This is a genomic window from Photorhabdus sp. RW14-46 (assembly GCF_963887965.1).
Lineage (GTDB): Bacteria > Pseudomonadota > Gammaproteobacteria > Enterobacterales > Enterobacteriaceae > Photorhabdus > Photorhabdus laumondii.
On record NZ_CAWPHH010000020.1, the window covers coordinates 45323 to 70271 of the forward strand.

Here is a 24949-nt window from a genome sequence, read left to right on the forward strand (position 1 = left end):
GTGAAAGCGATATAAATTATTTTCCCTTATTTTTCTGGAATTAATGCAACTTTCAAAATATATTTAAAATAGAAATTAAATGAAACTTTAAAATAATGAAATAGTTTACATGTAATTAATTGTTTTTAAATGATTGTATGTAAAAATATATATCAGCCTATAGAGATTTATAATATACAATCATACCTTATCGATAACTTAATTTCATAAATTAATTTCATAACTTAATTTCAAATAAAATATTAGCCATTATTTTTTAAGAAAAATAAGAACATAAATGAAAAGATTAATTTTAAAGAATTAAGACATTAATTATTAAATGACTTTTTGGTTAATCTAAAAAATTATTTTTAACGAGGATATATATATGAAAAAAGAACCGATTAAAACATCAAATCCAGATAATACCGAATCATCTGATGCAAATGAGGTTGAAATCGAAAACGCTGCCATCGCGGCGTCTGGCATTGTCTCAGTGGCGAACACCTCTGATGGTCGGATCGAGGTTTTCGGTGTAGGTGGCGATAATGCAGTGTGGCGCAATGGGCAAACGACACATACAGGCGCTTCCTGGACCGGTTGGAGCTCACTCGGTGGAAGTGTGACCAGCAAACCCGCCGCTTATCTCAATTCAGACGGTCGATTAGAAGTATTCGTACGCGGCTCCGATAACGCGTTATGGCATAACTGGCAAACCACACCCAACGCTAGTTGGTCAGGCTGGCAATCTTTAGGTGGAACGATTACCAGTAACCCTGCGGTATATATCAACGCCGATGGTCGGCTTGAGGTCTTCGCCCGCGGCCTCGATAATACACTCTGGCACATTTGGCAAACCGCTCCCCACTCTAATCCGTGGTCAAGCTGGTATTCTCTGGGCCACGTGATCACCAGTAACCCAGCCGTCCATATCAATGCCGATGGTCGGCTTGAAGTCTTTGCCCGCGGGGCCGATAACGCACTTTGGCACATCTGGCAAACCGCTCCCCATTCCGGTTATTGGTCAGGCTGGCACTCTTTGGGTGGCGTTCTCTCCAGTGACCCAGTGGTAGCCCGCACTGTCGATGGCCGACTAGAGGTTTTTGTACGCGGTACCGATAACGCACTCCACCACATCTGGCAAACCGCCCCACATTCTAATCAGTGGTCTAACTGGGCTTCATTAGGTGGCGTGATCACCAGCGCTCCTGCGGTGGTAAAGAATTCCGATGGTCGGCTTGAAGTCTTTGTACGCGGTGCCAACAAAGAGCTCTCCCTCTACCACATCTGGCAAAATGATACCCATTCCGGTTCATGGTCAGGCTGGGCCTTATTGAATGGCGGACTCACCAGCGGCCCAGATGTCACGACGAACGCTGATGGCCGACTTGATGTCTTTGTGCGCGGTGGTGGTAACGCACTCTACCACATCTGGCAAACCGCTCCTCATTCCAATCAATGGTCCGATTGGGCTTCCCTAGGCGGCACCTTAATCGACGCCTCAGCGATAAAATAATCTGAAAGGAGCCAGATTCGCACAATACACACGTAATTTTCTGGCCCGATGCATTAGAGAAAACATTCACTACTCTGCATCAGGCCAGTAATACTTCAATTTTCTGGTGTTATCCCAATATTCGATATGCAAACCTGACATTCTCGTATTTTATTAACGATAAACATATAGTTTTATCCATCTGAAATAGACTTTTAATTGAATTATCTAGAAAGTAATCTCTAACAAAGTAACCGCTTGGTTATCAGATAATTATAATAAAACTAGAACAATTATGATAAAAATACATTTTAAAATAGGAAAACATTTCATCTATAATTTATTATTTTTGAATAAATACATGTGAATATATAAACACAGGTAGTTTTATAATGTAATATCATATTTATTTGACACTTTCCTGTTCATAAACCAGTATCAAATAGAACATTCATTATTTCTCTAAAAATAAAAGTGAGAATATTAATTCACAGAATTAAATATCTTGTTTATTAAATAACTATTTAGTGAATCTGAAAGATTATTACTAAAGAGGATATATATATGCAAGAACAATCTATTCATACATTAAATCTAAGTAATACCAGGCTATCTGTTATAGATCAGGTAGCAATCGAAAACGCTGCCATCGCAGCGTCTGGTATTATCTCAGTGACTAACACCGCCAACGGTCGGCTTAAGGTTTTCGGTGTGGGTACTGACAATGTAATGTTGTACAATGAGCAAACATCACATACAGGCTCTTCCTGGACCGGTTGGTCCTCACTTGGCTTACAAGTGACTAGCAAACCCGCCGTTCACATCAATTCAGACGGTCGATTAGAAATATTTGCACGTGGCACCGATAATGCGCTATGGCATAACTGTCAAATTGCGCCCAACGCCGGTCTGTCAGGCTGGCAATCTTTAGGTGGCATGATTACTAGTAACCCTGCGGTATACGTCAACGCCAATAGTCGACTTGAGGTTTTTGCGCGCGGTGCCGATAACACACTCTGGCACATCTGGCAAACCACTCCCCATTCCGGTCCGTGGTCAAACTGGTGTTCTCTAGGTCACATAATCACCAGTAACCCAGCAGTCCATATCAACGCCGATGGCCGACTGGAGGTCTTTGCCCGGAGTACCGATAACGCACTCTGGCACATCTGGCAAATTGCTCCCCATGCGGGATGGTCTAGCTGGCAATCATTAGGCGGCACCATCACTAGTGATCCAGTAGTCACCTGCACCGTCGATGGTCGGCTGGAAGTCTTTGCGCGTAGTGTCGATAATGCACTTTGGCACATCTGGCAAACCTTCCCCTATTCCAGTCAGTGGTCTAACTGGGACTCGCTGGGTGGCATTATCACCAGCGCCCCTGTGGTAGCAAAGAATTATGACGGCCGACTTGAAGTCTTTGTACGTGGTGCCAACAAAGGGCTCTCACTCTTCCACATCTGGCAAAATGATACCCATTCAGGCTCATGGTCCAACTGGGCTTCATTAGGTGGCGGACTCTCCAGCGGCCCAGAAGTTGTGAAAAATTCTGATGGCCAATTTGATGTCTTTGTGCGCAATACCGGTAACGGACTTCACCACATCTGGCAAACTGTTCCCTATTCCAATCAGTGGTCTGATTGGACCTACCTCGGTGGTGTTTTTATCGACGCTTCCGCGATCAAATAATCTGAAAGGAGCCAAATTCGAACAACATATGCGTAATTTTCTGGCCCGATGCATTAGAGAAAACATTCACGACTCTGCATCAGGCCAGTATTACCTAATGTGCTGGAATTAATCCAATAGCCAGATGACGAATTTTGTACTTTAATAACGATCATCAGATATTTTGAATAAAAAAACAAATATAACCGTAAAAAAACAGACTTAAAATAGAAAACAAAGAAAACTTTAAAATAAGAAAACAGTTTATATATAATTAATGTTTTTTAGATGTTCGTATTTGAAAATACATATCCAAAACATAGACATCCATAATATAAAATTAAACCCAATAAATTAATAATTAAAGTTTAACACAAAATAAAATATCATTTATTCATTTTATGAATAAAAATACACAGAATGCAATCGGAAGTATTAATGTGAAATTAAATACACTGTTTATTAAATGACTATTTAGTGAGTCTAAAAAATGATACCTAAAGAGGATATATATTATGAAAAAAGAATCTATTAATACATCAGGGCCAGATAATACCAAATCATCTATTTCAGACGAAATAGAAATATCCAATGAAATCTCTTGGACCGCGTTACCCAGAGTTATCTCGGCGGCAAATAACGCCGATGGTCGGCTTGAGGTTTTCGGTGTAGGCACCAACAATGCTGTGTGGCACAACTGGCAAACGGTACCTAATACCGGATCTTCCTGGTCTGGCTGGCACTCACTGAATGAAGGAGCGACCAGCAAACCCGCCGTTCACATTAACTCAGACGGCAGATTGGAAGTATTCGTACGTGGCACAGATAATGCGTTATGGCATAACTGGCAGACCGCCCCCGGTACTGGTTGGTCAGGCTGGCAATCTTTAGGTGGTCAGATCACCAGCAATCCAGTGGTATATATCAACTCCGATGGCCGACTTGAGGTCTTTGCACGCGGTGCCGATAATGCCCTCTGGCACATCTGGCAAACCGCTCCTCATGCCGGTCCGTGGTCTAATTGGCAGTCACTAAATGGCGTGCTCACCAGTGATCCAACAGTATATGTTAACGCCAGTGGTCGGCCTGAGGTCTTTGCACGCAGCAACGATTACTCTCTCTGGTACATCAAGCAAACGGCTTCTCATACCTATCCTTGGACAAACTGGCAGTCACTGAGTGGTGTGATAACGAGCAATCCAGTGGTGATCAGCAACTCTGATGGTCGACTTGAGGTCTTTGCACGCGGCTCCGATAATGCTCTCTGGCACATCTGGCAGGTCGCTCCTAATGCAGGTTGGACAAACTGGCGGTCACTGTCTGGTATCATCACCAGCGACCCGGCGGTGCATATCAACGCCGACGGTCGGCTTGAGGTCTTTGCGCGCGGCCCCGATAACGCTCTCTGGCATATCTGGCAGACGGCAACATCGGATGCATGGTCTGAATGGACCTCTTTGTCTGGTGTGATTACCAGCGCTCCCACAGTGGCGAAGAATTCTGATGGCCGGCTTGAAGTTTTTGCACGCGGTGCGGATAACGCACTCTGTCATATTCAGCAAACTACATCATCGTGGTCCACTTGGACCTCCCTTGGCGGTAACTTAATCGACGCCTCAGCGATAAAATAATCTGGAGGAAACCAGATTCTGCGTCATTTTCTGGCCTGATGCATTAGAGAAAACATTCACTACCCCGCATCAGGCCAGTATTACCTAATTTGCTGATGTTATCCCAATATTCGACACACAAGCCGGGTATTCACTCAAGTTCATTCCCGTTATTTATGATAAAAATATATTTTTCAAATATAAGTAAAAGGAAACCTTAAAGCAGGAAAATAATTTATTTATAATTTATTATTTTTGAATGGCTGTATGTAAAAATATATATAAACACACGAGATTTTATAATGTAGCATCACATCCACTTAATACTTCACGGACCATTAATCAGCATCAAATAAAACATTGATTATTTCTTCAAAAAATAAAGAGAAAAAGTGAGAATATTAATTCAAAGAATTAAACATATCGCTTATTAAATGACTATTTAGTGAATCTGCAAAATTATTTCTAACGAGGATATATATATGCAAGAAGAACCTATTAATATACCAAGGCCAGATAATGCCGAGCTACTTGTTGCAAGTGAAGTAGCAATCGAAAACGCGGCAATCGCCTTGTCTGAAATTGTTTCAGTGGTAAAAAACACCTCCGATGGTCGGATCGAAGTTTTCGGTGTGGGCACTGACAATGCCTTGTGGCACAACAAGCAAATAACAGCACACTCAGGCTCTGCATGGTCCGGCTGGATCTCGCTCAACGGAAAGGTAACCAGCAAACCTGTCGTTTATATCAATACAGATGGTCGATTGGAAGTATTCGCACGTGGCACAGATAATGCGCTCTGGCATATCTGGCAAACCGCCGCTAATGCCGGTTGGTCAAACTGGCAATCTTTAGGGGGTACAATTACTAGTAACCCTGCGGTATATGTCAACACTGATGGTCGGATCGACGTCTTTGCACGTGGCACCGATAATGCACTTTGGCACATCTCACAAACTGCCGCTCATTCCGGTCCGTGGTCAAGCTGGCAATCTTTGAACGGTGTGATCACCAGCAACCCGGCGGTTCATATCAACTCCGACGGCCGGCTTGAGGTCTTTGCGCGTGGTACGGATAATGCACTTTGGCACATCTGGCAAACCGCTCCTGATTCCAATCAGTGGTCAGGTTGGGATTCACTCGGTGGTATAATCACTAGCGATCCTGTCGTCATCGGCACCGCTGACGGTCGGCTTGAAGTTTTTGCACGCGGCAACAATAACGCGCTCTACCACATCTGGCAAACCGTTCCCCATGGCGGCCCGTGGTCCAATTGGGCTTCGTTGAATGGCGTGATCACCTGTGCTCCTGCGGTGGCGAAGAATTCCGATGGCCGGCTTGAAGTTTTTGCACGCGGCACCAATAACGCGCTCTACCACATCTGGCAAACGGTTTCCCATTCCGGTCCGTGGTCTAACTGGACCACGTTAAATGGAACGATCACCAGCGCGCCAACGGCAGTGGAAGACGCCGATGGTCGGCTCGAAGTTTTTGCGCGTGGCACCGATAACGCACTCTGGAACATCTGGCAAGCCACACCATCGTGGTCCGCTTGGGTATCCCTCAAAGGCAGCTTGATCGACGCTTCAGCAATCAAATAATCTGGAATGAATCCAGCTTTGCACAAGACGAACGTCACCTTCTGGCCCGATACGCTAAAGAAAATATTCACTTTGCTTCATCGGGCCAGTGGTACCTATATCCGTTATTTAATAAGGGTGATACAGACACACGGGCAAAAAATTTCTTACCAATGTCTATGAACTCAGAACCATATACAATTTGAACGCGTAACCAATTGAACACTCATTTATGAGTTTGGAAACTTATTCATTGTAATAGCGTCGGGTTGAATAATGGTTTTAGAAACTCTCTCAGGTTCATCCAAAAAATTAGTAATCAAAGCACCGAAAAAATAAAGCGTAGCAACGATGCAAGTGACGCCACTTGATCCCAGGCTATTTATAAATAAACCAACAATGGCAGGGCCAATCACCACAGATAAACCCGTCCCTAAATTCAGTACTGACATGACAGCCCCTTTGTCTTTTTCTACCATATTAGCGGACATCGCATCCAATGGGATATAACCTGCGACACCCGCTCCCCAGCAAATCCCACATATGAGTACTATGGCATAATTTGCTCCAACAAATTGTGGTGCAAAAAACAGAAGCAATGAAGCAACGCCAGTCAGGACCCCGCCACACCAAATAATCGTCCTTTTATAACCTATTTTGTCTCCTGCTATACCCCAGACCAAATTAAATAGAATATTACTCGTAAAAGCAGTTCCCCAAATGCTTAGCCACTGAGTTGTAGTAAACCCCTGAGAAATCATATATACCGGTAAATAAACAGGAAACGCGTATTGAGAAAGTGAATTTATGATTCGAAGGATACAAGAAATAAATAGTTTTGGATATTCCTTAAGAATAGTTATTCCCTTCAAAACCTCCTTTATATTTCCAAGAGTATTATTGTTACTTTGAGGTTTAATGTTATCGCGATTGAGAACCAGAGCAAAAAAAGCTCCAACAATAATAAATATCAGTGTTGTCCATAACGTATTAATATGACCTAATTCTTCTACTGCCCAACTCGCATAAAAAGTAGCTAATACTTGCATTCCACCTGAAAAAACAAAGTAAAACCATCCATATGCTGTACTGAGTTTAACAACAGAACTTCTATAGGCAATCCACACTGAAAATGAGTAGGCAAATAGCGGATATCCAAAACCTTTAATGGCTTGCGCTATCAACAAAAGTGGATATGATATTTCTTTTAAGCCTAGGCTGACGAAACCTGTGGTGCCAACAACACAAAAAATTGTGCCTAATAGCATGGTTCGTTTAGCCCCAAATGCCTCAAAAAATACGCCAGCAAACCAAGAAGATATAGCTACACTTATACCATAAATACTAAATAGTGTGGAAATGTCCTGGATACTTAATCCATTATCTACCAGATAAGGGCTTAGCCAGCCTATTTCTATTCCATTACCAATCATAAATGCCAAAATACCCAAATATCCCCATGATAATGTGCTGGGTATACCCATTCTCTCTAAAAAACCACTCGTATTCTGTTTCATTTCAAACCCTACAATTAAATATTTTTTCAGAATTCAAAATTTTTAAATATTTAGCTTAGTTTTACTTCACTATCAGACAGACGTTATATTGCAAGCATCTTTTCAATTTTTATAATCTATTGTGTATTATGGGAAACAGTTTAAGGTTATTTTCTCGATCTATTAAGATCTGGAGAAAATAGTTTTTTATATTCTTCATTTTTATTCTGTATCATTCAGCGTCATATCTGTCGCTATATACCTGTCGTCTTTCAAGTTGCTTCTTTGTTGGCTGCACTCTCTCACCCCGGTCACATAGTTATCTATGCTCCCGGGGATTCGCTCCCTTGCCGCCGCAATGCATCTTGAAATCCATAGGGTATAGTCTCGTATTGTGTGATTACATATTATTATATGTTGTTTTACACGAAATTATTTAAGTGGGATCAATTTGAAATAAACTATTTTTCATTTTAAAACCCCCGCTGTTTTCTATTTTAAATACATTTTTTCATGTTTTTTAATTTTGTTTAAAATATTTGATTGAGTCATTGTTAAAGCACACAATTCATAATCTGGCTATTGAGAAAAGTAGATCCTGATTTAATCATGTACCTAAAAGAAGTTATTCTGTTTGAAGTTATTTTCCAGGCATATTCAACTAAAAGTCTGTTTCAGATAGACAAAAATATCTCCTTGTCATCAACGATAATATGCTAATTCGAATCGATGCCAGGTTTGTATATCGAATATGAGATTTTTACCGGCAAACGGGGAAAATCACGTACAAACAAATTAATCGCCGTCCCACCTTTCAATGCACAACAGCTCTCTGTCGCCACTACAGGCAGTACACTCATTAACAACACTACTTGTCGGTAATATGGAGAATATTTATCCATGAAATAATCCATTATTCAAATACTTTTCCGGAACCGTAATCTGATACTGTTTATCCAACTTTCCCCCTAACACGACTTGACGCTTCCCTGCTCCTAAAGCAATTTTAGTTTTATCAATGCGCTTAGCCCATTCGTGGGAATAATAGTCGGTCAAAAAAAGATATAAACGATTAGTTTGGATCGCATGACTGGAATGAAGGAGTATTTCTACTTTGCGCGGGCTAAGGTTAACCAAACCTTGGAAAAGTTCCGCAGCATGTTCAAAACAAAACGATACGGGCACAGTATCTAAAACTTCATAAGCCGCTAATTCAGGTATACTGGCTTTTAGCTGGTTTCCTTACAATTTAACCAGACCAAAATTACAACTAAATTTGCGAATTGCTTCCAGATTTTACTTGTGTAAGTTTAAAGCTTGGTGCGATACCATAACGAAAGAATTGATTCACAAACTTAACTAAGACTACTGCATGATTAATACAGAAACCTTCGACACCCACACGCCCATGATGCAGCAATATCTCCGTCTTAAAGCACAGCATCCTGATATCCTGCTGTTTTACAGAATGGGGGATTTCTATGAGCTATTTTATGACGATGCCAAAAAGGCTGCAAAATTGCTGGATATTTCCCTGACCAAACGAGGTCAATCAGCCGGCAATCCTATCCCTATGGCAGGCGTGCCACATCATGCAGTAGAAAACTATTTAGCTAAGCTGGTTCAATTAGGTGAATCAGTCGCTATCTGTGAGCAAATTGGCGATCCTGCCACCAGCAAAGGCCCGGTTGAACGTAAAGTCGTTCGCATCGTTACTCCCGGTACCGTGACAGATGAAGCGCTATTACAGGAACGGCAAGATAATCTGCTGGCGGCTATTTGGCACGATAATCAAGGCTTTGGTTATGCCACACTGGATGTGACATCTGGCCGCTTCCAAATATCTGAAATGATAGAGCTGGAAACGATAGCCGCTGAATTGCAACGTAGCCGTCCTGTTGAATTACTCTATCCTGAAAGTTTTGAGCATATGGCGCTAATTGAAAATTTTCATGGCCTGCGCCGTCGCCCTTTATGGGAATTTGAGCTAGATACCGCAAAACAGCAATTGAACCTGCAATTTGGTACCCGTGATCTCGTCGGTTTTGGTGTGGATAAAGCAACTCTCGCTCTGCGTGCCGCGGGTTGCCTGTTGCAATACGTCAAAGATACTCAACGCACGGCGCTGCCACATATCCGTGGTATTACGATGGAGCGTCAGCAAGATACAGTTATTATGGATGCCGCAACCCGTCGTAATCTGGAACTGACACAAAACCTGTCTGGCAGTACAGATAATACTCTCGCCTCTGTTCTTGATCTGTGTGTTACCCCAATGGGTAGCCGAATGTTGAAACGTTGGTTGCATGCGCCTGTCAGGGACCGCCAGATATTAGAAAATCGTCAACAAGCTATTGCTACCTTGCAGGAAATTGGGCTGGAGTTGCAGCCATTTTTGCTACAGATAGGTGATCTTGAACGTGTGCTAGCACGCTTGGCTCTACGTTCTGCTCGTCCAAGGGATCTGGCAAGAATGCGCCATGCATTCCAGCAATTACCGGATATCCATCAAGTTATGGACTCCTCCGATTCCCCTTATATCAAGCAATTGCAGAAAAATATCGGCAGGTTTGATGAATTACAGGAATTGCTTGAAAAAGCGATTGTAGAAACACCTCCGGTATTAATTCGGGATGGTGGCGTAATCGCACCGGGTTATAACAGTGAGCTGGATGAGTGGCGCACACTGGCTGATGGTGCCAGTAACTATCTGGAACAACTGGAAATCCGCGAACGAGAAAAGCTGGGGCTTGATACTCTGAAAGTCGGCTTTAATGGTGTTCATGGCTACTATATTCAAGTCAGCCGAGGGCAGAGCCATCTGGTGCCAATTCACTATGTCCGCCGCCAGACACTGAAAAATGCTGAACGTTATATTATCCCCGAGTTAAAAGAATATGAAGATAAGGTTCTGACCTCTAAAGGGAAATCTCTGGCAATAGAGAAAGCGCTTTACGAAGAATTATTCGATCTACTGCTGCCTCATTTGGCCGAATTACAAACCAGTGCCGAAGCACTGGCTGAACTTGATGTATTGGCAAATCTGGCAGAACGCGCTGAAACCCTGAATTATATTTGCCCAACATTGAGTGATAAACCGGGAATTCAAATCACTGGTGGTCGTCATCCGGTTGTTGAGCAAGTTCTGCGTGAACCATTTATCTCAAACCCACTCTCTTTATCTTCACAGCGGCGTCTGCTAATTATTACCGGTCCAAACATGGGCGGTAAAAGTACCTATATGCGTCAGGCGGCACTTATTACACTTTTGGCCTATATCGGTAGCTTTGTACCGGCTGAAAAAGCAGTCATCGGCCCAGTTGATCGTATATTTACCCGTGTAGGTGCCTCCGATGATCTGGCATCCGGCCGTTCAACCTTCATGGTCGAAATGACCGAAACCGCCAATATCTTGCACAATGCGACAGAACAAAGTTTGGTATTGATGGATGAGATTGGCCGAGGCACATCAACCTACGATGGCCTTTCTCTGGCATGGGCATGTGCAGAAAATCTGGCAAACCGCATTAAAGCAATGACCTTGTTTGCCACTCACTATTTTGAACTGACCACGTTGCCGGAAAAACTTGAAGGCGTGGTCAATATTCATCTGGATGCGGTAGAGCATGGAGATACCATCGCATTTATGCACAGCGTACAAGAGGGTGCAGCCAGTAAGAGTTACGGGTTGGCAGTTGCTTCCCTCGCCGGCGTTCCACGTGAAGTGATTAAACGGGCGCGCCAGAAACTTAAAGAGCTGGAATCGCTATCCAACCATGCAACGGCAAGTCATGTCGATACACCGCAGCTTGCGCTATTAACAGAGGAAACATCACCGGCGGTTGAAGCATTAGAAAATCTTAATCCAGATTCACTGACTCCGCGTCAAGCATTAGAATGGATTTATCGACTAAAAGATATGGTGTAAGAACGTGTTTGACAAAAACCTTTTACAACCGATATACCATTTTTTGCAATGTGAAACCCCGGATTTGTGGGTAGATAAAGCAAAGCAGCCTGAAAATTTACCTGTGCTTCTACGGGATCATCTATTATGCGAACTGAAAGCAGCACAGAGCGCTATGTTTTTGATCCGAAAGTATGCAGTAGATCAGCGAAGTGAGGATACACTTCTGGCATGGTTTAAACCTTATGAAGATTTTGCTTACAAGAAAATTGGCGATCTCAATTCACTAAGAGGTCAAAACCAAGCGACCAAACAGATCACCGCCAAAGCTAATTCACTCTATAGCCAGGATCTGATTGATAAAATGGTATTGCTGATTAAAGAAGAGTTACATCACTTCTATCAAGTGCTAGAAATCATGGACGCACGCGATATCAACTATGAAAGCATTACTGCCAGCCGTTATGCTAAAGGCATGCTTAACCATATCATCAACCATGAACCTTATACATTGGTCGATAAACTGATTATCGGCGCTTATATTGAGGCGCGTTCTTGTGAACGCTTCGCCAAATTGGCCCCTCATTTGGATGAAGATCTGAGTAAATTTTATATCTCGCTGCTGCGCTCTGAAGCACGTCACTATCAAGACTATCTTTCACTAGCGCAATCTATTGCTAATGAAGATATTACCGAACGGGTAAACTATTTTGGCCGTGTTGAAGCTGAATTGATTCAAAATCCAGATAGCGATTTTAAATTTCACAGTGGCATTCCTGTAATTTGAACTGAATGTAGATTGATTAATAAAAGAAAGGTGAGCTTATACTCACCTTTCAAATCGATGACAAACCTCGTTCAAAATAACGAGGTTTATTTTTCCTTTTAAAAATGTTCAGACCCCTTTTCCCCATTAGGTTAATTTGATTAACCACGAATGCGCTATTGTGCGCCATAAAAATAACCAGACTTAAATGGTGAGTTTTGTATTAATTTATTCTATTCAATTGTACTGATAACGATACATGCTATTTTAATACTACTATACCCGTCATCTTTCAAGTTGCCTCTTTGTTGGCTGCACTCGCTCACCCCGGTCACATAGTTACCTATGCTCCCGGGGATTCGTTCCCTTGCCGTCGCGATGCATCTTGAAATCCATAGGGTATATATGAAATATAAAATAATTTCATATCGATAAAAATGTATATGATAATAAAATCAAGCCACTAATTGATAAACAATAGCAGATATTTACTGTCGTGCATTTAATGCACGACATAATATAGGAACTCAGATAGATTTAAAAAAAAGTAAAGTAGCAACGGAGAAAAAATATCAACTAAAATAAAAACAATAATACTTGCCACCGATGAAATTAGTGTTTTTTTTACGTTTTTATCTAAAATAAAAAAATAACTAACCGTTAAAAATAATAGAAAAAAAACAATGGTATCAATGATTCGTGATAACAAAAATATCATTCCGCATCCTTTATTGAAAAATTTTTCTTTAGATTATACAGCCAATTTTATTAAAACTATTAAGTTTGCATAGTAATCAAAATAGTGACTTGTGACACAACTCTCAATTATTTTCGATTAAATTTATTGACGCGTCGTTTAGGTTCATAAGGGCAACCTCAAGTCGGCTGGTAACTACTTAGACTAGATTTCCTTCTCTCTCTGGACTGCCACCAATCGAGCATAGAATCTCTGGAGAGGCAGATAAAACCACTAAGTAGAAGGGTTCACCGCAATTTGTCGCACTGATAATAAAATCATCTTCATTTTTTCACCAAAATAGCTGACACAGAACGTGTAGCCCACCAACAATTTTCTCAAAAATTTGTCCCATTTTTTCGTATACACCTGCCTTACGGGAGCATTGTGAATAATGCCCGCATGAATGTTTGACCTGTCTAAATAACTGGCATCATTGCTAGCGCAAATCAGGGCACTAATTAACACAATTCACCACACAACTTCCCGACAAAGGAAATCAGGAAAGGAGTTAAAAAAGGGGCGTTAATCACATCACTGCGATTTAAGTATCAGAAATCTTTGATTGAAATTTACTATCATCATCTAAGACAAAATTAGGAGAATCCTACCGGGTACTGAAGAACCTGATAATACCAAGCATCAACAATGCAAAAGCAGGGACAACAGCTCTTCAGAACCCAAGTAGCCAAACTATTCAACAATTAAGTACGGAATAACGCTTCAATATTCAAACCTTGAGTTTGCATAATATCTTTCAGACGTCGCAAACCTTCGACCTGGATCTGACGCACTCTTTCCCTTGTCAAACCAATCTCTTTGCCCACATCTTCCAGCGTTTCAGCCTCATATCCCAAAAGACCAAAACGACGCGCTAATACTTCACGTTGCTTCGAATTCAACTCAAACAGCCATTTGACGATACTCTTTTTCATATCGTCTTCTTGTGTTGTTCCCTCCGGCCCGGTTTCATTCTCATCCGATAAAACATCCAATAGGGCTTTATCAGAATCACCGCTAATGGGGGTATCAACCGAAATGATACGTTCATTCAATCGCAACATACGGCTTACGTCATCAACTGGTTTATCCAGTTGCTCTGCTATCTCTTCCGGGCTAGGTTCATGATCCAATTTATGGGCAAGTTCTCTTGCTGTACGCAAGTAGACGTTGAGCTCTTTAACAATATGGATTGGCAACCGAATAGTACGGGTTTGATTCATAATCGCCCGTTCAATGGTTTGCCGAATCCACCATGTCGCATAGGTAGAAAACCTGAACCCGCGCTCCGGGTCAAATTTTTCAACAGCACGAATAAGGCCAAGATTACCTTCTTCAATCAAATCAAGAAGAGCTAAGCCTCTATTACTATAACGACGAGAAATTTTGACAACCAATCGCAAGTTGCTTTCGATCATTCTCTGGCGGGCCAGAACATCACCACGTAATGCCCGCCTTGCGAAAAAAACCTCTTCTTCCGCCGTCAGCAAAGGAGAAAAACCAATTTCGCCGAGATAAAGCTGTGTTGCATCAAGAACCCGCTGGCTCATGCCCTGCAATACATCTAAATCATTCTCAAAATCAGTTAGATCATCCCCATCGTTCTTCAATAATTTCTCATCGAAGTCGTCAGCTTCAATACCACTTTCATCTAAATCCGCATCATCATACAACTCGTTAACTTTCAGCGTATTTTGGCTCATAAGCTGCCCCTACCCATGATAATGCAGGCAGAATTCAGCATTCTGCCCAGTTTATCGCTGCGGAAGATAACGCAGCGGGTTTACGGATTTTCCCTTGTAACGAATTTCAAAGTGTAATCTTACAGAACTGGTACCCGTGCTACCCATAGTGGCAATTTTTTGCCCCGCCTTGATGTCCTGTTGCTCACGAACCAGCATTGTATCGTTATGAGCATAGGCACTCAGGTAGTCATCGTTATGTTTTATAATTATTAGATTTCCATATCCACGTAAGGCGTTTCCGGCGTAGACAACTCGACCACCTGCTGTTGCAAATACTGACTGGCCCCTGCTACCTGCGATATCAATCCCTTTGTTACCCCCTTGGGTATCAGAGAAACTCTCAATCATTTTACCTTCAGCCGGCCACATCCAACTGCTGACAGCGCTGTTTCCGCTGCTTGCGGTTGTCGTCGGTGATTCTAAATACGTATTGCTTACTGTTGACGTAGTTGCCCTTGGCAACATTTTTACACTCTTTTGCTTCCCGGAATTTGCAGGATACGCATTAGTTGATTGAGAATCAACCAGGGTTGTTTGAATTTGATTATGGTTATAAGTGGTTAACATCCCGCTACTACCGGTCCTCAAAGTCTGCCCCACCGTCAAACTGTAAGGTTCTGAAATATTATTTTTGCTCGCAAGATCACGAAAATCACTCCCTGTGATCCAAGCAATATAGAACAGAGTATCACCATGTTTGACTGTATAAGTATTGCCGTTATAGCTACCTTTAGGAATACTGTCATAATCACGGTTATAAACGATTCTCCCCTGCAAATTGCTATCAGCCGCACCCATTGACGAAGGTGAAGATGGCATTGGCGTAGATACAGCAGAATTGCCGGAAGATATTACCGGATAACGACTCCCGCTGTTTTGTTTTTGATCAATACTAGTGATAGGTGCAGGGCGAGTTGGTGTATTTGTACAGCCGACTAACCAGACTCCCATCAATAAACACGTTACAATCCGCTGTATTTTTTTCATTGGGCTTCCCGAATTCATATTTCCTTCCCCCATAACGGCAAAGATAAGCGTAAAAATTAATAATTCTTAAAGGTTATACATAACCACAAAAATCTCAAAACGAAAATAATTTCGCTTATTAAAGCAAATATAACCATTAATTGAAAAATAGTTGCAATAGACTATGAATTTAAGCCAGTTCCCCTTGCACAAGAGGCACAAAGCGCACAGCTTCGATCACTTCACTATGAAAACCATTGCCATGACGTTTCACGGATTTAAGAATTTGTGTATGCTCGCCAACGGGCAAAACCATCACTCCACCATCAGTAAGCTGAAGCATCAATTCTTGTGGGATATACGGAGGCGCTGCGGTCACAATAATAGCATCAAATAACCCACGCGACGGCCATCCTTGCCAACCATCTCCATGTCGGGTTGAAACATTATGCAAATCGAGCTGTTTCAACCGCCGTTTAGCCTGCCACTGTAAGCCCTTGATCCGTTCTACCGAGAAAACATGTTTGACCAAATGCGCTAATATTGCTGTCTGATAACCAGAGCCGGTACCAATTTCCAAAATCTTAGCATCTGGTGTTAATTGAAGCAGTTCAGTCATACGGGCAACAATATAAGGCTGAGAAATCGTTTGCCCATAACCAATAGGCAAAGCCGTATTTTCATACGCTTTATGTGCCAGTGCTTCATCGACAAAACGTTCTCTAGGCACAGCAGAAATGGCGGCCAGTAAACGTTCATCTTCTATTCCCTGCTGGCGTAATTGTGTCAGCAAATTTTTCATTGCCCGACTCAGCATTCTCCATCAACCTCAGCTTTAGCTAACCAATCTCTTACTAACGCCTGCGCTTTATACGCAGTCAGATCTACCTGTAATGGCGTAATAGAGACATATCCCTGTTCCACCGCCGCAAAATCTGTTTCAGGGCCAGCATCATGTTTATCTCCCGGTGGCCCCAACCAGTAAAGCATGTTGCCTTTCGGATCTTGCATAGAATAAACTTCTTCCGCGGCATGGCGGCTACCACAACGTGTTACCCGAAAACCTTTAATGTGCTCAAGTGGCAGATCAGGAACATTCACATTTAAAATATTACCCGCTCTCAACGGCGTTGTTTGTAGCATTTGTAGCAAACGACAGGTGATTTCTGCCGCTGTTTGGTAATGCAATTCACCATTCAGTGAAATAGCCAATGCCGGCAACCCCAGATGGCGGCCTTCCATTGCCGCCGCAACCGTTCCGGAATAAATTACATCATCTCCAAGGTTGGGGCCGCGATTAATACCAGAAACAACGATCTCAGGACGCGGAAGAACCAGCCGATTAACACCGAGATAGACACAATCTGTTGGTGTACCACCCAATACCGAAATGTCACCATTCTCCAGCGTATTAACACTTAATGAACGATCAAGGGTCAATGCGTTAGATGCACCACTCCGATTACGATCAGGTGCAACAACCTGCACATGATAATTTTCTCGCAATGCTGCTGCTAAAACCTGAATCCCTGGTGCAGTTACACCATCATCATTACTCAACAATATTCGTAACATTATTTTGATCCTGATTGATAATTTCCCTGACCACACTGGTAGCAAAACTGCCAGCGGGTAACCAGAAACTGATTTTCACCGTGTCATTATCTTGCCATTGCCAACTCAGATTCTGAGGCTGCACCAGAATCGCCCTACGGCAACCCTCCACCCTTTCACGCTTGATAAGTTCCCACAACGATTCATAAGGCTGCAAATATTGTCGTTCAAAATCCGCAGCTTGGTGCTGTGTTCCCAATTCACCGTCACCAGGCAGCGGTGCAGTTATTTGTAATTCTCCATCGATCACCCGCTGTTGCAATAAAGGCAATTCAGTTTCGTCAGCAACAAACCAACTACCACGCCCTGTTAATTGTAGGGCGTCACCCTTTATTACCTGTTGTTGCTGTTTCAGAGCAATCCGCGCACTGGCTACCGCATTAAACATAGCACTACGACTCGCTGACAGATAAAAACTGCGTTTACTTCTCTCTTTTACTCGGATTTCATTATTCGCCCAACGCTGCGCTTGAATCAGATTCTGCCCATCCCGACCAAAACGCTGTTCACCAAAATAGTTAGGCACGCCACCTTGCTGAATCAGCCGTAATCTGTTTTCAACCAATTGGTGATGACTGATTTCCCGCAAAATCAGCGTAAATGAATTTCCTTTCAATGCGCCAATGCGTAGTTTACGTTTCTGACGGGCTGTCGTCAGAATTTCACATCCCTCAAGCTGAAACGAGGCAAAATCAGGTTCCTGTTTGCCCGGTAAGTGCAAACAAAACCACTGTTCTGTCACGGCATGACGGTCTTTTAAGCCAGCATAACTGACCGATCTAGACGGTATACCAGCGAAACGAGCAAGGCTATCTGCAACAAATTGGGTATTACAACCCGTTTTACGAATATGCACCATTAAGTGCTCACCTTCTCCATCTGGAGAAAATCCCAAATCTTCACAGACAATAAAATCTTCCGGCGAAGCCTTTAATATCCCCGTCGCTTCTGGTTGCCCATACAGCCAATTTAATTCAGCCAATACCATCAATTATTCCTTAACCAGCAAAGCAACCGCTTCGCAAGCAATACCTTCTTTACGCCCAACAAATCCCAATTTCTCGGTAGTTGTGGCTTTAACATTGATATCATCAATGTGACATTGCAGATCTTCTGCCAGATTGACTCTCATTTGTGGGATATGCGGCAACATTTTAGGTGCTTGAGCGATAATCGTAATATCCAGATTGCCAATCCGATAGCCCTTTTCTCTGATACGTGAGTAGGCTTCGCGCAATAATTTACGGCTATCCACCCCTTTAAACGCCGGATCAGTGTCTGGGAATAATTTCCCAATATCGCCCAATGCCGCAGCACCTAACAAAGCGTCCGTTGCCGCATGGAGAGCAACATCACCATCGGAATGCGCCAACAACCCTTGTTCATAAGGAATACGAACACCACCGATAATAATCGGCCCTTCACCACCAAATTTATGTACATCGAAACCGTGTCCGATCCTCATGATGCCTGTTCCTTTATTTTCTAGACAGATAAAATTCTGCCAATGCCAAATCCTCAGGACACGTGACTTTTATATTATCCGAACGCCCGTTAACCAACACCGGTTGATAACCACAATATTCCAGTGCGGAAGCTTCATCTGTAATATTAGCGTGTTGAGAAAGTGCTTTTGATAAACAATCCCTTAGTAACATCAATGGGAAAAACTGCGGTGTCAGTGCGTGCCAGAGATCTTGCCGTTCTACTGTATGGTCAATAATCTGACCAACCCGTCCGCGTTTCATCGTATCGCGGACTGGCGATGCCAGAATACCACCGCATGCCATATTTCCCTGTTCATCGGCTTCTGCTAATTGTAACAAACGGTCAAGATCGCCATGGTGTAAACAAGGGCGGGCAGCATCATGCACTAAAACCCAACAATTATCATTGCCAGTCACATGAGCCAGATGATTTAAACCAGCCAGCACAGAATCTGCTCGCTGTTCACCACCGGTTACCGTAGTAATACGCGAATCTGATACAACCTCAAGAGATTGAAACTGTGTGTCCGTGGGATTTAAAACAATCACAACATGCCGAATACGGGGATGATCAAGTAGTGCAGACAAGGTGTGCTCAATAATAGTCTTTCCAGCAATAGACAGGTATTGCTTTGGGCAATCCGAATTCATTCGGCTACCAATACCCGCTGCTGGTACCAAAGCAATAATATCAGCACAGGAACGAAGTAATAGATTGTTCATTTTAATTATTGAGTATTATTTGGAGTCGAGGGACGCGAAGTGTTTTCTTTAGATTTATCAATGATTAAACGATAGAAAGTTTCACCCGGTTTGATCATACCCAATTCACTACGGGATCGCTCTTCGATGGCTTCCTGTCCACCCGTAAGATCATCAATTTCCGCCGATAACTGATCGTTACGCGCTTTAAGTTTGCTGTTATTACGCTCTTGCATCGCAACATCATTCTTAACTCGCACATAATCATGAATGCCGTTTTTACCCAGCCACAGTGAGTACTGTAGCCATCCAAGTAAAACCAGTAATAGTAGCGTCAGTTTACCCATTTCCGCCCCCTGAAATATCTGTCAATCATCCCATAACTCAAAGAATGACGCCACTATCACAAAACAGGGTAGGAGAAAAATAGTTGAATGAAGCTATTTTACACAAGCACATCACTGAAAACGCAATAATGTGCTTTTTGTTGACGTTATCCGTGATGAATCCTTGAGCGTATAATGCCGCTCTTTTTCAATTCCACCAGCAACTGAGTCACGGAGGTTTCAACGGATTGCTGGCCTGGAAGATAAATCTCCGGGTTATCGGGAACCTCATAGACTGAATCAATCCCCGTGAAATGACGAATTTCACCAGCACGGGCTTTTTTGTACAATCCTTTCGGATCACGGGATTCACAAATTTCCAGTGGTGTATCGACAAAAACTTCAATAAATTGCCCCGGTTCCAACAGTTCACGAACCTTTTTCCGCTCTGCTTTATGAGGGGAGATAAAAGCCGTCAGCACGACTAAACCCGCATCGACCATCAAACTGGCAACTTCACCCACACGGCGGATATTTTCCTGCCTATCCTGTTCGGAAAAACCCAAATCACGACAAAGGCCGTGACGCAAGTTATCGCCATCAAGCAAATAAGTTTTTATTCCCCGTTGAAACAGGGCCTGCTCTAAGGCCCCAGCCACAGTGGATTTCCCTGAACCCGATAAACCAGTGAACCAAATAACCAATGCAGGATGTCCATTTTCAACCTCCCGCTGCGCTCTGGTCAGTTGATGTGGATGCCAGACAACATTTTCTAATGGCAGATTTTCAATGTCAGCCAATTTATTTACCTCCCAGTAAATCTCTGGCTCCCCAATGAGGGAAATGACGACGAATCAACCGATTCAATTCCAGTTCAAATTCGCTGAATTCTTTTGGCCCTTCATAAACGTCTGTCTGAATTTCACGTACCAACCCTGCACCAACAGTGACATTAGTCAGTCGATCGACCAAGATAATGCCGCCAGTGTCGCTATTTTGCTGATAGCTATCGAGCATTAATGGCTCTTCAAAAGAAAATTCCACCGATCCGATGGCATTTAATGGTAAATCTACAGCCACCCGTTGTGTCAGGTGAGTAATATCCACTTGATATTGAATGTTCTCAACTTTCCCACGGCTCTTTTTACCCGCCACTTTAATATCAAGGTTCTGCCCCTGCACCAAAGGCTGTTCAGACATCCATACCACATCCACCAGTGCATGCCGGGTAACCATCATCTCATCATCGGCAGAAATCAGCAGATCACCTCGACTGATATCAATTTCGTCTTTCAGCACCACCGTAATGGCTTCACCCGGAACAGCAAAATCCAAATCACCATCAAAAGTCACAATCCGCTCCACCTGTGAGCAGATACCCGATGGCATGACTTTAACTTTCTGCCCTTTACGTAAAATCCCAGATGAAAGTGTGCCACTGTAACCACGAAAATCGAGATCAGGCCGGCTAACATACTGTACCGGGAAACGCAGTAACTGCTTCGAGGCTTCCTTCTTTACATCAACTGTTTCAAGGATATCCAACAACGTTGGCCCTTCATACCAATCCATATTGCGACTTATAGTGACGATATTATCGCCATCAAGTGCCGAGATTGGGACAAAATGAACGTCCAAATTTGTCGGCAATTGACCAGCGAAATTCATATAATCCTGTTTGATCTGATTAAAAACCTCCTGACGATATTCCATCAGATCCATTTTATTCACCGCGACCACCAAATGGCGAATACCTAGCAATGTACTGATAAAACTGTGACGACGGGTCTGCTCCTGAACACCTTTACGCACATCAATCAACAGAATAGAGAGCTCACAAGTCGATGCCCCCGTTGCCATATTACGGGTGTACTGCTCATGTCCCGGCGTATCAGCAATGATAAATTTACGTTTTTCTGTGGAAAAATAGCGATAAGCCACATCAATGGTGATACCCTGCTCGCGCTCCGCAGCAAGACCATCCACCAATAAAGCCAGATCTAATTTTTCACCCTGGGTACCGATACGTTTACTGTCATTCTGCAATGTTGAAAGCTGATCTTCGTAGATCTGACGGGTATCATGTAACAAGCGTCCAATCAGAGTACTTTTGCCATCATCCACGCTGCCACACGTCAGGAAACGCAGTAATCCTTTCTCTTGTTGAGCGTGCAGATAAGCTTCCACACCGCCCTGTTGTTTAATTTGATGAGCAATGGTTTCATTCTGTGCAAGCGCTGACATGGTTGTTCTCCTTAGAAATAACCTTGACGTTTTTTCAGTTCCATAGAAGCAGATTGATCACTATCAATCAGCCGCCCTTGCCGTTCACTTGTCGTCGATATCAGCATCTCTTCAATAATTTCCGGCAATGTTTCAGCATCAGATTTCACTGCACCCGTCAGCGGCCAACAACCGAGAGTACGGAAACGAACTTTGCGCTGGCTGATAACCTCGCCCGGTTTCAGATCGATCCGATTGTCATCAACCATAATCAGCGTCCCCTCACGCTCCAATACCGGACGTAATTTGGCAAAATAAAGAGGAACAATATCAATTTGCTCCAAATAGATATATTGCCAGACATCCAATTCAGTCCAATTAGACAATGGGAATACGCGAATACTTTCACCTTTGTTAATCTGGCCATTGTAATTACGCCACAATTCAGGGCGCTGATTTTTAGGGTCCCAACGATGTGAACGATCACGGAAGGAATAGATCCTCTCCTTGGCACGTGATTTCTCTTCATCACGACGGGCACCGCCGAAAGCAGCATCAAAACCATATTTATCCAGCGCCTGTTTTAACCCTTCGGTTTTCATAATGTCAGTATGTTTGGCACTACCATGCACAAATGGATTAATGCCCATTGCTTCCCCTTGCGGGTTGCGATACACCAATAGTTCAAAGCCGTAATTCTTCGCAGTACGATCACGAAACTCGTACATTTCGCGAAATTTCCAGCCCGTGTCCACATGCAGCAAAGGAAATGGCAATGTTCCCGGATAGAACGCCTTGCGTGCAAGATGAAGCATGACCGAAGAATCTTTACCAATAGAGTAAAGCATCACCGGGTTTTCAAACTCGGCGGCTACTTCCCGTATAATATGAATACTTTCAGCTTCAAGTTGCTGCAAGTGTGTCAATCTTTTCTCATCCATTACAACTCCTTATGCAAAATTGACTACTGCCGGACGGCTTATCTTGGCAATAGATTGCTGCCCAAACCAAGCTATCTGATGGTGGAGTTGAGCCACCTCTCCCACCACCAGTAAGGCCGGCGACGGTGCCCTCTGCGCTAACTGTTCCAGTTCAAGCAAAGTGCCGGTTAACACTTGCTGTTCTAGGCGAGTACCACAACCAATGACGGCTACCGGCGTATCTTCTGCTCGCCCATGTAAAATTAATTGATGACTTATTAAGGCGGCTTTGACCGTCCCCATATAAATCGCCAAAGTCTGATGACCTCTGGCTAAAGCCGGCCAATCCAACTCATTACCCTTTTCTCGGCAATGACCAGTAATAAAAGTGATACTCTGTGAATGTTCCCGGTGAGTTAGCGGAATTCCTGCATAAGCCGCCGCCCCAATGGCGGCGGTAATACCCGGTACCACCTGAAAAGGGATACCTGCCGATGCTGCAACTTGTAGTTCTTCACCGCCACGGCCAAAAATAAAGGGATCACCGCCTTTAAGGCGAACCACTTTTTTCCCCTGTCCGGCAAATTTCACAATCAATCGGTTAGTCTCCTCCTGAGAAACAGAGTGATGACCCGCTCTTTTGCCAACGCAAATTTTATCTGCATCACGGCGAATCAAATCCAGTACATCACTGCTGACCAGATGATCATAAAGCACCACATCAGCCTGCTGAATAACCTGCAATCCCTTTAGCGTCAGTAATCCCGGATCACCAGGACCAGCCCCAACCAGAGCCAGTTCTCCCTGCAAATCAGACTGTTCTAGTTGTTGCTCAAGCTGTTTTTCCGCCTGTTGGATTTGACCGTTTGCAACCAACATAGCGAAACGACCATTGAAAGCCTGTTCCCAAAAAGAACGACGCTGGCGCATGGAAGTTAATCGCTGTTTTACTCGTTCACGCCAATTCCCGGCGATTTTTGCCATCATGCCAAGGCTGGAAGGCAGTAACGCTTCCAGTTTTTCTCGGATTAAACGCGCCAATACCGGCGCTTTTCCCGCCGATGAAATCGCCACCAAAACCGGAGAACGATCGATAATTGATGGAAAAATAAATGAGCAATGAGCTTGATCATCAACAACATTGACCAAAATACTGCGCTTATTAGCCTCAGAAAAAATTCGATGATTTAGAATGCGATCATCAGTCGCAGCAATAACTAAAAAGATGCCATCAAGATATTCAGGCTGGAATTCTTCCTTATACCATTCCAGCTCACCAACTTGATAACGCTGTTGTAATTCAGAGCACAATTCAGGTGCCACAACTTGCAATAATGCACCCGCCCGTAGTAGTAGAGTCGCCTTACGTGCGGCCACCTCTCCACCCCCGACAAGTAATACAAATCGCCCTTTTAGCTCAACAAATATCGGTAAGTAATCCACAATTGCCCTTGATATCCAGTGAAATATTTATACCCGTCATCTTTCAAGTTGCCTCTTTGTTGGCTGCACTCGCTCACCCCGGTCACATCGTTATCTATGCTCCCGGGGATTCACTCCCTTGCCGTCGCGAAGCATCTTGAAATCCATAGGGTATATAAGTACTGAAACTGTTTCGAATGAATATATGAGTCGGCGGTAAAGTTATAAAATGACAAAAAAGAATTAATAGTTCTGTAATGGAATATAGGTGATCTCGCCAAAACAACTTTTCATTATCATCAATCCC

The 24949-nt window shown here is 43.2% G+C and carries 19 protein-coding genes and 2 pseudogenes; 6 read left to right on the forward strand and 15 right to left on the reverse strand.

Going from position 1 to position 24949, the window contains the following annotated elements; all coding sequences use genetic code 11:
• Positions 1-367: 367 nt before the first annotated feature.
• From AACQ38_RS15740 to AACQ38_RS15755, 4 genes are all read left to right on the forward strand, one after another.
• Positions 368-1495 (forward strand): hypothetical protein, encoded by a 1128-nt coding sequence (locus tag AACQ38_RS15740; protein ID WP_165578562.1) that lies wholly within the window; start codon positions 368-370, stop codon positions 1493-1495.
• A 543-nt stretch (positions 1496-2038) separates the two neighbouring features.
• Positions 2039-3163: a hypothetical protein gene (locus AACQ38_RS15745; RefSeq protein ID WP_113026063.1), complete on the forward strand. Its 1125-nt coding sequence runs from the start codon at positions 2039-2041 to the stop codon at positions 3161-3163.
• Positions 3164-3657: 494 nt separating this feature from the next.
• Complete coding sequence (locus AACQ38_RS15750; RefSeq protein ID WP_165578563.1) at positions 3658-4773, forward strand: hypothetical protein; 1116 nt, start codon at positions 3658-3660, stop codon at positions 4771-4773.
• Positions 4774-5234: 461 nt separating this feature from the next.
• Positions 5235-6353, forward strand: coding sequence for a hypothetical protein (locus AACQ38_RS15755; protein ID WP_165578564.1), 1119 nt, complete (start codon positions 5235-5237; stop codon positions 6351-6353).
• A gap of 209 nt (positions 6354-6562) precedes the next feature.
• On the opposite strand, the gene AACQ38_RS15760 is transcribed toward AACQ38_RS15755, so the two are convergent.
• The 3 genes and pseudogenes from AACQ38_RS15760 to AACQ38_RS15770 all read right to left on the reverse strand — a co-directional run.
• Complete coding sequence (locus tag AACQ38_RS15760; protein WP_165578565.1) at positions 6563-7849, reverse strand: MFS transporter; 1287 nt, start codon at positions 7847-7849, stop codon at positions 6563-6565.
• 734 nt (positions 7850-8583) lie between these two features.
• Positions 8584-8730: pseudogene (locus AACQ38_RS15765) on the reverse strand (nucleotidyl transferase AbiEii/AbiGii toxin family protein); the annotation flags it as partial.
• Positions 8723-9070, reverse strand: a pseudogene (locus AACQ38_RS15770) (type IV toxin-antitoxin system AbiEi family antitoxin domain-containing protein); the annotation flags it as partial. The pseudogenes AACQ38_RS15765 and AACQ38_RS15770, both read right to left, overlap by 8 nt.
• Positions 9071-9200: 130 nt before the next feature.
• On the opposite strand from AACQ38_RS15770, the gene mutS reads away from it, so the two are divergent.
• Positions 9201-11756: a DNA mismatch repair protein MutS gene (gene mutS, locus AACQ38_RS15775; protein WP_011145097.1), complete on the forward strand. Its 2556-nt coding sequence runs from the start codon at positions 9201-9203 to the stop codon at positions 11754-11756.
• Between the two features lie 4 nt (positions 11757-11760).
• Positions 11761-12522 carry a tRNA isopentenyl-2-thiomethyl-A-37 hydroxylase MiaE gene (gene miaE / locus AACQ38_RS15780; RefSeq protein WP_109791330.1) on the forward strand — a complete coding sequence of 254 codons (762 nt, stop codon included), beginning with the start codon at positions 11761-11763 and terminating at the stop codon, positions 12520-12522.
• 1419 nt (positions 12523-13941) lie between these two features.
• On the opposite strand, the gene rpoS is transcribed toward miaE, so the two are convergent.
• The 12 genes from rpoS to cysG form a co-directional block, all read right to left on the reverse strand.
• A complete protein-coding gene (rpoS, locus tag AACQ38_RS15785) occupies positions 13942-14940 on the reverse strand; it encodes an RNA polymerase sigma factor RpoS (protein ID WP_011145095.1) in 999 nt (332 codons plus the stop codon).
• Between the two features lie 51 nt (positions 14941-14991).
• Entirely contained in the window at positions 14992-15969 is a 978-nt protein-coding gene (gene nlpD / locus AACQ38_RS15790; protein WP_041379915.1) for a murein hydrolase activator NlpD, read from the reverse strand.
• Positions 15970-16138: 169 nt separating this feature from the next.
• The gene (locus AACQ38_RS15795; protein WP_011145093.1) at positions 16139-16765 is read right to left on the reverse strand and encodes a protein-L-isoaspartate(D-aspartate) O-methyltransferase; all 627 of its coding nucleotides are present in this window, start codon (positions 16763-16765) and stop codon (positions 16139-16141) included.
• A complete protein-coding gene (gene surE, locus AACQ38_RS15800; protein WP_011145092.1) occupies positions 16759-17523 on the reverse strand; it encodes a 5'/3'-nucleotidase SurE in 765 nt (254 codons plus the stop codon). Before surE ends, AACQ38_RS15795 begins: the two co-directional genes overlap by 7 nt.
• On the reverse strand, positions 17501-18550 hold the full coding sequence (truD, locus tag AACQ38_RS15805; RefSeq protein WP_011145091.1) for a tRNA pseudouridine(13) synthase TruD: 1050 nt from the start codon (positions 18548-18550) through the stop codon (positions 17501-17503). Before truD ends, surE begins: the two co-directional genes overlap by 23 nt.
• Positions 18551-18553: 3 nt before the next feature.
• Complete coding sequence (gene ispF / locus AACQ38_RS15810) at positions 18554-19027, reverse strand: 2-C-methyl-D-erythritol 2,4-cyclodiphosphate synthase (protein ID WP_011145090.1); 474 nt, start codon at positions 19025-19027, stop codon at positions 18554-18556.
• 13 nt (positions 19028-19040) lie between these two features.
• Positions 19041-19772, reverse strand: a complete 732-nt coding sequence (gene ispD / locus AACQ38_RS15815; RefSeq protein ID WP_165578566.1) for a 2-C-methyl-D-erythritol 4-phosphate cytidylyltransferase — start codon at positions 19770-19772, stop codon at positions 19041-19043.
• Between the two features lie 5 nt (positions 19773-19777).
• Positions 19778-20098, reverse strand: coding sequence for a cell division protein FtsB (gene ftsB / locus AACQ38_RS15820; RefSeq protein ID WP_011145088.1), 321 nt, complete (start codon positions 20096-20098; stop codon positions 19778-19780).
• A 146-nt stretch (positions 20099-20244) separates the two neighbouring features.
• Complete coding sequence (gene cysC, locus AACQ38_RS15825) at positions 20245-20877, reverse strand: adenylyl-sulfate kinase (protein ID WP_207631891.1); 633 nt, start codon at positions 20875-20877, stop codon at positions 20245-20247.
• A gap of 1 nt (position 20878) precedes the next feature.
• Positions 20879-22321, reverse strand: coding sequence for a sulfate adenylyltransferase subunit CysN (gene cysN / locus AACQ38_RS15830; protein ID WP_165578567.1), 1443 nt, complete (start codon positions 22319-22321; stop codon positions 20879-20881).
• A gap of 11 nt (positions 22322-22332) precedes the next feature.
• Positions 22333-23241, reverse strand: coding sequence for a sulfate adenylyltransferase subunit CysD (gene cysD, locus AACQ38_RS15835; RefSeq protein WP_113026078.1), 909 nt, complete (start codon positions 23239-23241; stop codon positions 22333-22335).
• 9 nt (positions 23242-23250) lie between these two features.
• Positions 23251-24663: a siroheme synthase CysG gene (cysG, locus tag AACQ38_RS15840; protein ID WP_165578568.1), complete on the reverse strand. Its 1413-nt coding sequence runs from the start codon at positions 24661-24663 to the stop codon at positions 23251-23253.
• Positions 24664-24949 lie beyond the last annotated feature (286 nt).